At 55.4% G+C, this 13,906-nt stretch carries 8 protein-coding genes; all 8 read left to right on the forward strand.

Translation table 11 applies throughout. From position 1 onward, the window contains the following. Positions 1 to 472 precede the first annotated feature (472 nt). Positions 473 to 1,540, forward strand: coding sequence for a TnsA endonuclease N-terminal domain-containing protein (locus tag G3N99_RS03135; protein WP_206121626.1), 1,068 nt, complete (start codon positions 473 to 475; stop codon positions 1,538 to 1,540). 1 nt (position 1,541) lies between these two features. Then, complete coding sequence (locus G3N99_RS03140) at positions 1,542 to 3,932, forward strand: hypothetical protein (protein WP_206121627.1); 2,391 nt, start codon at positions 1,542 to 1,544, stop codon at positions 3,930 to 3,932. Between the two features lie 81 nt (positions 3,933 to 4,013). Continuing rightward, complete coding sequence (locus tag G3N99_RS03145; RefSeq protein WP_206121628.1) at positions 4,014 to 5,594, forward strand: ATP-binding protein; 1,581 nt, start codon at positions 4,014 to 4,016, stop codon at positions 5,592 to 5,594. Between the two features lie 46 nt (positions 5,595 to 5,640). Then, positions 5,641 to 7,020: a TniQ family protein gene (locus G3N99_RS03150; RefSeq protein WP_206121629.1), complete on the forward strand. Its 1,380-nt coding sequence runs from the start codon at positions 5,641 to 5,643 to the stop codon at positions 7,018 to 7,020. 547 nt (positions 7,021 to 7,567) lie between these two features. After that, a complete protein-coding gene (locus G3N99_RS41730; RefSeq protein ID WP_241011442.1) occupies positions 7,568 to 8,263 on the forward strand; it encodes a hypothetical protein in 696 nt (231 codons plus the stop codon). A gap of 1,037 nt (positions 8,264 to 9,300) precedes the next feature. Next, positions 9,301 to 10,371: a polyamine ABC transporter substrate-binding protein gene (locus G3N99_RS03160; RefSeq protein ID WP_241011445.1), complete on the forward strand. Its 1,071-nt coding sequence runs from the start codon at positions 9,301 to 9,303 to the stop codon at positions 10,369 to 10,371. Between the two features lie 235 nt (positions 10,372 to 10,606). After that, positions 10,607 to 12,151 (forward strand): DUF3138 family protein, encoded by a 1,545-nt coding sequence (locus G3N99_RS03165; protein WP_206121632.1) that lies wholly within the window; start codon positions 10,607 to 10,609, stop codon positions 12,149 to 12,151. A 19-nt stretch (positions 12,152 to 12,170) separates the two neighbouring features. Continuing rightward, positions 12,171 to 13,742: an agmatine deiminase family protein gene (locus G3N99_RS03170; RefSeq protein WP_346778462.1), complete on the forward strand. Its 1,572-nt coding sequence runs from the start codon at positions 12,171 to 12,173 to the stop codon at positions 13,740 to 13,742. Positions 13,743 to 13,906: the final 164 nt, after the last annotated feature.

Raw genomic sequence — 13,906 nt, forward strand, 5'->3', positions numbered from 1 at the left:
CTTTCCGGAACGGCCCCATTTCTTATGTACGTTTTTTTGCTATTTGCCTCATGTTCACTAAGCTGCCCAGCTATGAAGGTGCGCCGGACTTTTGCCGGTGATGGTGGGATTGCATTGTGCATCACTAATAGGTACCGATTAGGACGCGGAGGAATCGCTATGGACGGACCATAGATTGAGAAGCTGATAGGAAAAAAGGCCTTCGGGCGCCAACCCAAAAGGCCTTTTTGGAACTGATCGAATTGCGAAATCGACAGTCCCATCCTAGTCAGCCCCTCCCATAGAGTCAAGCGAGCCCCGATTTTTTTTGAAAAATCGTGGGTGGCGCTCGTCCCAACGTACGCCGAGCTGCGCACACATCAAACGCTGTTGTGCCGATCAGCGTTTCAAAGTGTTTGGTCACCGAGGTAGCACGTCTCTGGAATACGCCACGTGCTGGCTCGTCGACTTACGCCGCGCTTCGATACTGGTAATGGAGGGCATCATCATGTCCGATGCACGCGAAGTTCATACGAATCCCAACAAGCCGGTAAGGGCCAGAGGTCTCGATCCACAATGGGAGGAAGGGCGCCTGTCCCAAAAAAACAGGGACCGTTACATCAAAGAGGGACGTGGCATGGGTGAGATGAGTACCTATGTGCCGGGCCGGACGCTCAGCGAATTGCGCGGCATCGGTCGTCTGCACCGGTTCTGCTGTAGCCGCTGCGGCGGACGCCAGGTTGTGCTGGCTTCGGATTTGATCTTGTCCACTTTTCTGAAGCGGCATTGGGACCGTCGAACGCAAGAACTGCGTGAATATTATCCAGTATTGGATGTTGACGAGACAGCGCGTATCGCTCGCTTCTTAGGTGTAAAGCATCCGACGTATAGGGACCGCAGTCCATGCGTCCTGATTACAGATTTGATGGTCAGCAAGATCGACTCGCGCGGCTGCAAGTGGGTCGCAATTGAGTCGGTTTCGGTGTGCAGGCGTTCGATCGAGGCTTCCGTAAAGCGATTGATTCTGGAGGAATATTGGCGGCGCCGAGGCATTCCACTGCGTACGGAGTACTCGGCGGGATTGAACGACTTCTACGCTCGAAATCTCTGGCAGCTCTTCGGGATTAGCGAGCAACTTCTCGCATACGGTCTCGGTGAACGCGAGCGGATTGTGCAAGAGGCCGTGAGTCGACGATTGCGTTGCTGCAGCTACACATGGATCTTAGACGCCTGCTTCTATGTGGCCAGTGAGTGTGATTTCACGAGAGCCGAATGCGTGCGAGCAGCGCTTCAATTGATCGCTAGCCGTAGGATTGCTTGTCGCCTTGATGTGCCCCTTCTGTTGAATCAACCGGCGAGCTCTGTCCGAATTTCGAGCGGACAACAGGAGATAAGACACAGATTCCCGGGTCGGGAATCCGATTGTGCCAAAAATGTCCGAGCGACTTGGCAAGGAGCGCGTGGTATTAGCACTGAAAGACGAATTCCCGATAACGACGCTCTCAGTAACTGGGAGGCATCGTCGAGCGCTTCGCGTGAATTAATTCCTGACCGGAGGTGATATGAAAGCCAAAGGGCATCGCTTCGTATTGCCGGCGGTTGGAGAACTGGTGTGCGATAAATCAGACGGGAAGTTGTATCGAGTCGTGCTCGCCGGCAGCGGAGGCCCTGACGTCGCGCTGTGTCATGTATTTGGTAGTCGATTGGAGATAAAACACGTCTCCATCGAGGAGTTCCTAAGGCGCATAGCGCTTGACTATCAAAACGAGGATCAGTTTGTTCGTGTAGAGGACGATCCTTTTGATGCATACAAGCGAGTCATAGCTTGTACCAAGGGACATGAGTCAAAGAGTGTGGAGAACTGGGAGCGAATCGAGGGGCTGGTGGAGGATCGCAATCTCTTCAAAAGGTTATTGTACGCTGGTACGACTCGGAAGTTGATTTTTGAACAACACGCTAAGGCTCAAGGCGTCAGTCTACAGTTGATTCGGCGACTACATCGTTTCTATCTGCAACGAGGCATGACTCCGTTGTCGGTGGCTAGCAGCCTTTGGCGATGTGGTCGAATGGAGCAACCGGCACGTTTCCGTGATAGTGATGACGTAAGCGCAAAAATTAAGCAAAGAATCTTTACAAAACGCCCGGGTCGTCGATCGTCCGATGGCGGCCATTACGCAATTCCTTCCGAGCTACTGAACCGACTCCTGCAGCAATACGTTGACATCTACCTGACCAGCAAGGAAGGGCCTTGGCAAGTTGACATTCCCAACAAGCTAGCTAAGCGGATCAAGTGCAAGATTCCGGACGCGCGCTTTCCGGCACGTCGTACCGCTCAAAAGGCAAAGCAACGTGGAGAGTCAAAACGTAGAACTACTCGACAATGGCCGCATGCGCCACCGATGCGCGACGGTCCACGCCGGCGCCAAACCATGCAAAGGTTGGTGGACCATCTGAACTATGTTTGCCGTTGCACGAGGGAAGTAAGGGATGTCACGGGGCAAGTTATCACTCTCGAGCTGGCTCCGTTTGAAGAGGTCACGGTCCGGCAGTTCCAAAACTATTGGCTAACGCGGGTTCCGGTTGTTGTCCGCAAGCGCCGCGCTATGGGGGAGCGGAAATACGCACTAACGGGACGCCCGAAGCGTGGGCATGCGCTACAGCATAGTGTGGGGCCTGGCAATGAATACATGATTGACGCCACGGTCGCGGATGTGTTTCTGGTATCACGATATGACCGAACCGTTGTCGTAGGGCGTCCCACCGTCTATTTAGTGATGGACGTTTGGAGCCGCATGATTGTCGGTGTTCTTGTCACCCTCGATCCGCCATCGTTTGCGGCAGTAGCGCTAGTCCTCGAGAACATCGTTACACCCAAGGACGAGTTTTGTGCACGGTACGGTCTTCAGATCGATCCAGGGCAATGGCCTTGTCACGACCTTCCTGGAAACGGCATGTCGGCCGATCGTGGTAGTGACTATATGAAGATTGAAGCATGGAAAAGAGTCAACCATCAATTGCATCTACCGATCAGCAACGTCAAGGCGCGCGATCCATTGATGCACGCGTTGATGGAGCGCAGGTTCGGCACCATTCCGGCTCATTTCCAGCGAGAAAGTTTTGGTGTTGTGGAGAAAGACGCGACCGCCCGTGGGGCCCCTCACTATGCATGGGATGCAACCGACACGCTCAGCGAGTTCACTAAGAAATTGATAAGGGCCATCCTCGTCTATATTCAAACGCCTATCGGGCGGGAAGGCGCGGAGCCAGACATGATCTTCCAGGGCATGGCGGATACACCACTCAATCGATGGAACTGGGGCATGGAAAATCGTACAGGGTCGTTGCGTCACCATTCGCTAGACGAAGTCCGTATGGCGACCTGGCCACATTCGACCGCCCTACCTACAGAGCGTGGGCTTCTATGGCAGGGGGTGTATTACACGTCTCCCTATATCGAAAGCACGCTCATTCATTGTTGGGGGCGAGACGCTCGTGAACCAGTACCAATTCAGTTCAATCCAGGTGACATGTCCCGCATCTTATTGGAGGGGAAGGGGCGCCTTGAGTACGGCTATCAAGCGGGAACCAACAAGCAGATGCCAGGCGATGTTGACCTTATGGAGTGGAACATCCGAAGTTTGATCGACCGTGCAAATTCAAGGCGAGAGAAGCGGAAGATGCAGCCGCAACGAGTGATGGAAATTCTCAATAACGCAGAGGAAGGTCGGAAATCAAAGAGGGAGCAAAAGGTGGCTCTGAAACACGCGGGGCTAACCCATCCTGAGACAGTCGGGATGCGTGAGGCTCGCGAACGAGAACGAGATGCGAGCAGGAGATCGAAGGGACCACCTCTGACGAAAAAGCGGCGTGATTCGAGCCAAGAAGAGGATCAGGCCACATCGGATATCGAGGCTAGCCTTCGTCGAAATGTGCTGGATTTGCTCGGTGACTAGAGGGGTAAAAATAAGAATGACATGATGATGGGGGGGGTGAAATTCCAACATAGTAGAAATTTATAAATTAGGAGTACTATCATGAAAGGCACAAAAAAGTCTAATTCGAGTGATGAATCATATCGTGATGTTCCTCTTGATCTGGCAGGGGATGATATTTTTCTAAATGTTTGCCCGTCTGTCGAGGCGGTTTATCATTCGTCAAGTCTGGAACTGCAGGAGCACGGTGAAAATCCTCTGATTCTTGCATTGCCACCATTCGGCCCAATGAAACCGATTCTCAATGGAATGGCGGCGGCATTTAACGTACCTCACGCCCAGCTCTATCGAAATTGGCCGATAGACCGAAAGATTCTTGCCATCAGTCGCATCTCTCAGGTGCTAGTGCTACAGGCCGAACTGGTGGAACTGCTGAGTTGGCTGCACACCGCGATCCGGCATCGCTACTCCGGTCTAGTACCGACCCGCTCCCTGAGGAAACGAGCACAAGAAAACTATGCGTTAGTACAGGCGGGCTCCCCTCGGCCGATCTGTCTTCCGGGAGATTCCCACGCGCTCAGTAGATTTGTCTTTGGCATTTCAGGAGCGGGAAAAACGACATTGGCGAAAATGGTACTGAGTACGTTTCCAATGATCGTTGAGCATCGAGAGTACGAGGGAGTTCCAGCAAGATTCGTGCAGGTGGTATGGGCTTTTGTTTCCTGTCCCGCCAACGGTTCAGTGCTAACTCTGATGAAAGGAATTCTGCATTGGTTCGATCTATACCTTGGAACGTACTATGTCGAGGAAATATCATCTAGATCCAATACGACAGATTATATTTTAAAGGTTGAGGATGTGTTGCGTCGCCATTTTGTAGGTGTTTTGGTGATTGATGAAATTCAGTTTGCCTTGAAGGCGGCAGATAAAACACAACTGATCGATTTTCTCACGAATTTACTGAATAGTAACAACTGTACGTTCATCTTGCTCGGGACACCCGAGGCTCGCGAGTACATGGTCCGGAGCTTTCGTACTACTCGTCGTTCATCTGGTGACGGGGCTATTGAGATGGGGCCATTCTCCATGGGTAAGCTATGGAAACGTCTGGCAAGCGCGATTATTAGCATAGATTTTCTCCCGATTCCACCAAGTGATTCAGAAGAAATCATGAAAGTATTGCATGAAGTGAGTGCCGGATTGCCGGCATTTGCAAAAATGGCATGGAAGCTAACGCAGTATAGGGGGGTGCAGGCTGGGAGTAGGAGTGTTACGCCGGCGCTTGTTCGGGAGGCTGTCGAGGCTGGTTTCGGTCCAGTAGAAAATCTGCTGCAGGCATTGCGGACTAGAGATTATGTAACATTGGCGAAATGCGTAGACCTCGCAACTGCGGACGTCGAGGCATTCCGGGAGAGAGTGGCGCGTGAGAAGCGACGGCTGCAGATCGGTACGAAACTGGTGGATGATGCCTTTTTGGAATCATTCTCTGCCGCCGTAGCAGTGTTGATTGAAATGGGACGGTCAGAAATTGAGGCTGAATCTCTAGTACGTCGAATCCTGGAAACCGACCGCACGCTCTCATTTGAGGACGTGATTCGTCGAGCATTGTCGCCCGTTGACGCATCCCAGAGCGTGCCTATCAAACGGAAGGGGCGACCAAGAGTGATTTCTAGGAAAGTCTGATCGGTTCAGTAGGTGTTTCTCATCAGATAGGGCGATGGAGAATCGCATGACGGTTTTTCTCGATGAACCTTTGCCTGACGAGGCCTTGTTCAGTGTTGTCGCAAGATATCTCGAGGACGCGAAAGTGACGTCGCGGAGCGCATTTCAGAAGTACCCGTCAGGCTCGGATGCTGGCCTATTGACTGGTATTACACGTGGACTGGATCGCATAGCAACCGAAACGGCTATGGTATGGGGAATGAGCGTAGATGAAATTCGCGAGAGGTTGACGCTTTACCCATACTATGCCGAGTTGTGTGGTCCGAAACTAGGGGAGACCAGACAAGGTGGTTCTGCCAAGCAGCCGACATGGTTAAGCAGGGCAACTCCGGGTCGCCTTGGTATGAGACATTGCGAGGTGTGCTGGAAAGAGGATATCGCTTTTGATATTCCACGATATTGGCGGCGGGCCCATCAATTACCCGGTGTCCTCACATGCTTATTGCATCAGTGCCCGCTTAACTATAGCGGCTGTGGCGCCGCGCAATCATTGATTGAATCAGGTCGACGGTTTGATGTGGGGAATAGCATTAAACCCGTGGGTTCGTCAAATCAACAGGAGGCACGACGTAGATTTGCAATGCTCTCGAAAAATGTGCTAACCCGTCGAAAGAATGCTAGCCAGTATCTTGAAAGAGCGGCACGAATCGATTGTGCGCGAGCCATCGGATACGCGAATGGAAAATCCGTCGAATTCAGGGATATGATGGGGGATCTTACGAGGCTAATGGGTTGTGCGTATTTTGAAAGGGTTGGCGTATCGTTGCACAATGATTATTGGATACGCAGGGCGTTTTGGCGGACTAAGAGTGAATCTGGCAGTGCATTGAAATATTTGCTCTTGGAATTCTTGCTGCAAGAAAATGTTGGCAGAATTCGAAGACTGGTCACTCCAATATGCCCCAGGGCTGCATCGGTGGTCGATTTTCAGCATCGACTTTTAATTCGGGAGATCGGCGAATGTGAATCGCATTATATATGTTCGTGCGGTTTCTCTTTCATTTATTTCCATAACTGCCCTGAGGGCGCCGATGTGTTGAAGCCGACGCATGACGGTGTCGATCTAGCGATCGCGGCTGGGTATCTTATCGCGCGAGGATATTCGACGAATAAGGTGAGTCATCACTTGAGTGTTGAGAAGGAGCGGCTGGAAAATATGTTGAGAGTTCAACATGAGGTCGGCTCGTGGAGATGCCAGCGGACACGTGCAAAACACCTAGCGGCATGGATCGAACTCGTCGATCGTTACGTCGACGCGAATACGGCCCTGACGAACGACCGCGGTCACTGGTGTGTCGTCGCTGAACTAGCGCGCAGTTTGCCGAGTCACCTTATCCCATCAAGGTGTGCCTTTTCAAAGGGTACGGAGAATGGCGATCTATCTTGATGAGCCTCTAGACGATGAGCCGCTCTTTGGTGTCGTGGCTCGCTATCTTGAATCTGAGCCGACTAAACTACTGATACCGACAATACGTCGCCTGTTCGGGAGGTGGATCAGAGCGTCCTATGCGGCTGGCGGATTGGATTGCGTAGCTCGAGAGACAAAGGGGTGTTGGTGCCTGTCACCGACAGAGATTGCCGAGAGTATGACGGATTTCCCGTATTTTTCATCGATGCTCACGCCCGATCGAACAAAGCAGATCTTGGAGAGGACGTGTGGATTATCGCCTAATGGAGTAACAAAGGCGCGTCCGATAACGACTTGGACAAAACCCTGGCACGGACACAGATTTTGTCCGGTGTGCCTTCGCGAGGACAAGTTATCAGATGGATACCCTCATTGGCGACGTAGTCATCAGCTCCCTGGCGTAGTTGTCTGTCATTTGCATGGCGAAATGCTATGGGAGCTCGATAGATACGTCGACAATGGAACTATGGGATATATATCACCTTCTACAGCTATTCGACTCGGAGCATCGCGGATCAACATTCGATTGACTGGTTTGCAAAAGAAAAATTGTCGTGTGGTTGCTCAAGTTTCATCGGAGCTTATAAAAGGTGATCTCTCGATTAACGCTTTGATGTTTCCAAGTGAATTTTGGGATTTTATGGGCGAGGCGTCTCGATACTTGGTTGGCTTGAGGTATGGGGCTTGCATAGAAAGATTGATTGTGAATTGCTTCGGGAGTGATTATACAAATAAGCATACAATTATTCCGGAGTGGCGCAATTTTTTTATCAACTTGAATAAAATGGGGAATCCAATTAGAAAAGTAATTGCGCTGTCGCTTATGCGAATCGTTCGGGAAACCCCGCGCCTCGTGGCGAATAGATGTTTCATGGATATCTATAATTATTCAAAACCGGAAGAAATAAGGGTTAAGATGCCGCGTAAAAAGGTTCCGCATTTGACTTGTCCGAGTAAAATGGCACGGCACGGTGCTGGTCACGCCGTTAAAACGGCGCGTTGGGATTTGGATCGAGTACGTGCGGTGTGCGACTGCGGCATGCATTTTTGGTGTAGGGATACGGGGGCAGGATTCACGCCGGTGCGCATTACTCGATGGGGCCCAGATTACCGCAGAGAGGTGCTTCGATTACATGAACTAGGGATGAGGTGTCGAGTCATCGCTCACCAAATAAACGTACCAGAGAGAACTGTAAAACATTTCCTTTATATCAGCCGTTGAGTCGGCGCAGGCGGGGGGGCGATTGCATTGAGGGGCTAGGCAACACCAGGCGAAGCCGAGGTGTTTAAATTTTTACCGCGGGGCAGAGAAATCCATCATTGCCCTGTACTCTCCTGTCTTGCGATGTGTCCCTGTTTTACAAGGCTTCGTGATCTAACGTAGCTACTACCGAGTGCAGACTCTTGTGTGTTTCGCGATCTTTATCCAACTACATTGCGATTCAAGTGCCAACTTTCAGTGACATATGGTCGTAGTCAGGGAATTCCTGTTCCCCATGTTAACTGGAAATTCAAGTGTGGACATTTATGTGCGTTCACAATAGGTGTCGACGGGGATGACGGATTGCACTTTAGGGCGCAATCGCAGGGGGGCGGGTGCCTGGACAGCATGCGGGATCGGGCGCGCGTCGCTCGGTGAATGTGCGATGCCGGTATCGACGAGTTTGCAGGCGGATGCGATGTCGGGCTGGCAACGGGATGTCGGTGTGTCGCATCGCGCCGCACAGGTGAGGTTTCCTCATATCGGTCACGGCGCAGGGTGACCAGCGGGTGTCGTCGGCAACCCGGACAGCGTTTCGCGTCGCGCAAGCCGCTTGTCTTGGCGCCTGCCGAGCGCCGCGAAGGCATGAGGAAAATTGATCAAATCAAGCAAAAAACATCAATTTTCACCAGACATTGTTCTACCCACAATGGCTCACCCGTCGGCAAGGCGAGTGCGGCAAGACCCGATGGGCAGCGGCTTTCATGCAACGCAGCCGCCATTCATATCGTCCGATTATATCGGAGTAGAAAGCAAATTGTCATCGAGTTGCGATGCAGGAGAAAGCATCAGGGGAGCCCGTACGCCGCTGCGCGATGCGTGCGTCGGTGGGGAGTCACGACTGCATGAGCACGGACGATTCATACGGCGCGCACCGATCGCCGCCCGGTTTCTTTCAATTTGCCATCGACCTTCACGCGTATTCACTACCTTCAAGGAAAACAGCAATGCGCTTCTGTCCTCTTCGCCAAAGCGTCACCGGCGTTGCGCTCGTTGTCATGGCCGGGCTGCTGTCGTGCGGCTCGCTGCCGGCGATCGCGGCCGCTCCGGAACTCAACGTGTACAACTGGTCGGACTATATCGCCAAGGACACGATCCCGAACTTCGAAAAGACGTCCGGCATTCACGTTCGGTACGACAACTACGACAGTGACGACACGCTTCAGGCAAAGCTCCTGGCCGGGAGTTCGGGCTATGACATCGTGGTGCCGTCGTCGTTGTACATGGCGAGGCAAATTCAGGCCGGCATGCTTCAGAAGCTCGACAAGTCGAAGATTCCCAACCTCAGGAATCTCGATCCGGTCCTGATGAAAATGATCGCGGATGTCGATCCGGGCGCGCAATACGGTGTGCCTTGGGCCTTTGGCACGGACGGGATCGGCTACAACGTCAAGGAAGTGAAGAAGGCGCTGGGCGACAACGCACCGGTCGACAGTTGGGCGCTGGTGTACGACGTGGACAACGTGTCGAAGCTGAAGCAGTGCGGCGTATCGTTTCTCGATCAGGCCGCCGATGCATTCGCAACCGCGTTGCAGTATCTGCACAAGGATCCGAACAGCGCGAATCCCGCGGACTACCAGGCGGCCTTCGACTTGCTGAAGAAGGTGCGCCCCTACATCACCCAGTTCAATTCGTCGGGCTACATCAACGATCTCGCCAACAACGATGTTTGCGTGGCGATCGGCTGGTCGGGCGACGTGGGCATTGCGCGGCGGCGTGCGGCAGACGCGAAGCGTTCCTACGAAATCCGTTTCTCGAACGTAAAGGAAGGCGGTCTGATGTGGTTCGACATGATGGCGATTCCGAAGGATGCGCCGCATCCTGAAGCGGCCATGAAGTGGATCGACTATATCGAGGACCCGAAGGTCAACGCGGCGATCACCAACGAAGTGTTCTATCCGACCGCCAACCGTGCCGCTCGGCCGCTCGTCAACCCGGTCGTCTCGCAGGACCTGAGCGTGTATCCCCCCGACGACGTGTTGCGCAAGATGACGCTGATGAAGCCGTTGCCGATTGAAATCGTCCGTCTCGAGAACCGCCTCTGGGCGCAATTGAAGGCGGGGCGCTGATCGTGCCGAACAGCGCGATGCCGGCACGCGCCGGTTGCCACGCGGACTGAACCCGCAGTCATGCCAGGTTGCCTGCACCGATAGCGAGCGGGCGCATTCCTCGAACACCACCCAGTTTGTGAGCCGCCCTGTGCGCCTCGCACGGGGACGTTCGTGCTCGCGCCCGCGAAACGACCGGTTTGCGGCAGCCCGGCCCAGACGGCATGAACCACGATAAAAAACACGGAGACGCTGTATGAGAAGAAAACTGATTGGTCTGCTGGTGGCGGGCTGCCTGCCCGGCGTCGCGGCAGCAGACACCTTGTCGGACCAGATCCGGGCATTGCAGGCGCAACTCGACGTATTGCAGAAAGAGATGGCAGGACTGCGGGCGCACGCGCCGGACCGGCCGGCAGCCGCCGAGCTTGCACCTGCACCGATCGATCCGTCATCGCCCGGCTATGGCAAGGCGCAGGCGACGCTCACCAACGACGACGTCACGGCCATGAAGCAACAGCTTGCCGTTCAGCAGCTGAAGGTGAACACGCTCGAGGACGCGGCGAATACCGGGCCGATTGCCGGTCTCTCGGTGACGGGCTACATCGATCCGACCTACGTGTACAACCGTGCGCAGGGCAGCTCGTCATTCCTGTTCGCGAATCACGAGAATACCGGTGGTTACTTCAACAGCACGTTCGGCGATCTGTACCTGGACATCAAGAAGACCTTCGGTGTCGGCCCGATGGCGCCATCCGCTGAAATCACGCTGATGCCCAATCGAGGCAACGGCATCACGCTGATGCAGAACGAGCGCGGTCAGATCGGCAACAACATCCTGAATACGGCAGTCGTCAGTGTTCCGCTCACGGGCACGACGACATTCGTCGCGGGCCTGATGTCCAGCTTCGGCGGCTACGAAGTGCAGCAGTCGAATCAGATGCTCACGCTGACCCACAACCTGCTGTACGACTTCTCCGATCCCGGCAGCTATGTCGGCCTCGGTGCGAACTATACGAAGGGCAGCTGGACGTGGAAGTTCCTGCTGGGCAACGAGCAGTACCGGACCAATGGCGCCATTACGCAAACGGGAACCAATGCGCTGGGCGACCCGGTCACGACCAGCAACAAGATACCGTCATTCACGGCACGCGCCGACTATGCGTGGTCCAGTGCGCTCGATATCGGCGCGTCGTTCAACATCGGCCGGCAGACGTTGCCGAGTGCCGTCAACCCCGCAACCGGTGCCGTGAGCTATGGCATTGGCGGTCAGGCGCCGAGCGGCTTTGGCGCATTCTTCTTCTCGGAAGCCGATCTGACTTATCAGCTTGCAGACGTTCAGTACAACGCAGAAATCGACTACGGCCAGCAGCAGAACGCCGCGTTCAATGGCGGACAGGCGCAATGGTATGGCGTGTCGTTGCTCGCGCATCGGAAGTTCAGCTTGCCGGGTGTCGGCAGGATGGGCATGACGCTCCGCTACGACTTCCTCGCCGACAGCAAGAACGGCGGCGGTGGCGGCGGTGTCGCGCTGAATGGCCAGGGACGCGACCCGTACAACGGCTTCGGTATCGGCGCAGACTGTTTCGCCAATTCGCAGGCGAGCGGTGGAATGGGCCTTCAGTGCAAGGGTTCGAACCGTCAGGACGTCGCGCTCGATCTGCTGTTTTTCCCGACCGCCCAGATCACGGTGAAGGTCGAGTACCGACACGACTGGGCCAACAACAAGGTGTTCCTGCGAAACGACGGCTCGTACAGCAAAAGCAACGACCTGCTCGCGACGCAGTTCATCTACTCGTTCTAGCGCCGCGTGACGCGCTGCCGTGCCGGCCGACGGGGATTCCCGTCGGCCGGACCCACCCAGTTGGCTCATAGCTCATGGAGATGCGATGAAAGACAAACGTACCAGGCTGTCGTGTGTGGAAACCGGGCGCGCGCCGCTCACCCGCCGCGGTTTTATCAAGGGATCGGCGGTGCTGCTCGGCGCGTCGTGGGTAGGTGCGCTGGCGGGATGTGGCGGCGAGGACGCGCCGGCGAATCCCGCGGCGATTCGCGCGTCCACGCGTCAGGCGGTCAATCCGTCGGCATATCTGCTGCCGGGCGAGGATGCGCCGCACACGGCGACGTACATGGCATTTGCGTCGGGTTCGGAAGGCATCTGGACGCCGCTCACCGCGCAGAGCACGGATGCGGGCATCGACCGGGTTCGCGCCGATCTGATGGACGTCGCGAAGGCGATCGGCACCTACGAGCCGGTCAACCTGCTGGTGTTGCCGGTCGACCTGGGCGCCGCTCAGGCGTTGCTGGCGACGGCAAGCGGCGCGAACCCGGCGATCCACGCAAACTATCTGGCACGCGGAGCAGGCGTGGGTGGCGTCAACCTGATCGCGCTGGTCAATGGCTTCGATGATCTGTGGACGCGCGATACCGGCTGTGTCTTCGTGAAGGATACGGCCAATGGCAATGCGTTGTGCGCGGTGAACTTCAACTTCAACGGCTGGGGGAATGCGAACACGGACGGCGTGAACCTCAATGCGGGTATGACGGTGCCGCCTGACGTTGCGGCGGGCAGCAACCGGTCCAAGGCGGGCAAATTCTTCCAGCCGTTCGGCAGCGATCGCACGCTGGCCGGATGGATGGCGCAGGCAAACAACGCGACGCTGATCCAAAGTACGTTGACGCTGGAGGGCGGGGCGATTGAATTCGACGGGGAAGCGACGGCGATCCTGACCGAATCCGCCGTGCTGCACGTCAGCCGCAATCCGCAGCTGTTCGATATGCCGGATGGGGTCGTTGGCAACGCGACCCTGCTGCCGACTGCCCGGGACACGGTGCTCGCGGAACTGCAGCGTACGCTCGGCGTGCAGAAGATCATCTGGATTCCCGGCACGGCGATCTATCCGCAAGGCTGCGGAGCCGGCGGGCAAGGTGGCGCGTCCACGCCGGCAAACGAGACCGACATCACGAACGGGCACGTCGATTTCTACGCGAAGTTCCTTTCGCCCGGCGTCGTCGCGTACTGCTATGACGCGTCGAATTCGATGGGAGAGCGGGCGCTCAGCGAGGCCAACTGGCAGCACCTGAACAATCAAACGGACGCAAGCGGAAGGACGCTTCAGTTGATCGAGCTGACCACGCCGGCCAACTATGGAACCTCGAACGGCGTGACGTTGAACGAGAAGCAGCTAACCAACTTCGCGGCCGGCTACATCAATTTCTACAAATGCAATGGCGCGATCATCATGCCGAAGTTCAACGACGCATCGGCCGATGCCGCCGCGCTGACGGCGATCCAGCCGTATGCGGGATCGCGGGATATCGTTCAGGTGGATATTCTCGGCATTGCGTCAGGGGGCGGGGGCGTGCATTGCGCGACGCGTGAAGTTCCTGCCTAGGGCGGCGTCCTGCATGAAAGACCCGACGGTCGGATCGATCGTTTGTCCGGACCGGGCCCGGGAGACTGGAAGTCGTCGACTTTCCTGCCTTCCGGAGCCCGGCCGGGTGAACCGGCGTGACAAGGTTCGACGCGCTTTTGCAGGTCGACTCGACAGGGGGGCAC

Origin of the sequence: Burkholderia sp. Ac-20392 (assembly GCF_017104585.1) — a bacterium.
Classification (GTDB): domain Bacteria; phylum Pseudomonadota; class Gammaproteobacteria; order Burkholderiales; family Burkholderiaceae; genus Burkholderia; species Burkholderia lata.

What these genes read in the sequence shown, in the direction of transcription:
- G3N99_RS03165 (WP_206121632.1), top strand. Translation starts at nt 10,607, where the DNA reads ATGAGAAGAAAACTGATTGGTCTGCTGGTGGCGGGCTGCCTGCCCGGC.
- G3N99_RS03150 (WP_206121629.1), top strand. Translation starts at nt 5,641, where the DNA reads ATGACGGTTTTTCTCGATGAACCTTTGCCTGACGAGGCCTTGTTCAGT.
- G3N99_RS03135 (WP_206121626.1), top strand. Translation starts at nt 473, where the DNA reads ATGGAGGGCATCATCATGTCCGATGCACGCGAAGTTCATACGAATCCC.
- G3N99_RS03160 (WP_241011445.1), top strand. Translation starts at nt 9,301, where the DNA reads ATGGCCGGGCTGCTGTCGTGCGGCTCGCTGCCGGCGATCGCGGCCGCT.
- G3N99_RS03145 (WP_206121628.1), top strand. Translation starts at nt 4,014, where the DNA reads ATGAAAGGCACAAAAAAGTCTAATTCGAGTGATGAATCATATCGTGAT.
- G3N99_RS03140 (WP_206121627.1), top strand. Translation starts at nt 1,542, where the DNA reads ATGAAAGCCAAAGGGCATCGCTTCGTATTGCCGGCGGTTGGAGAACTG.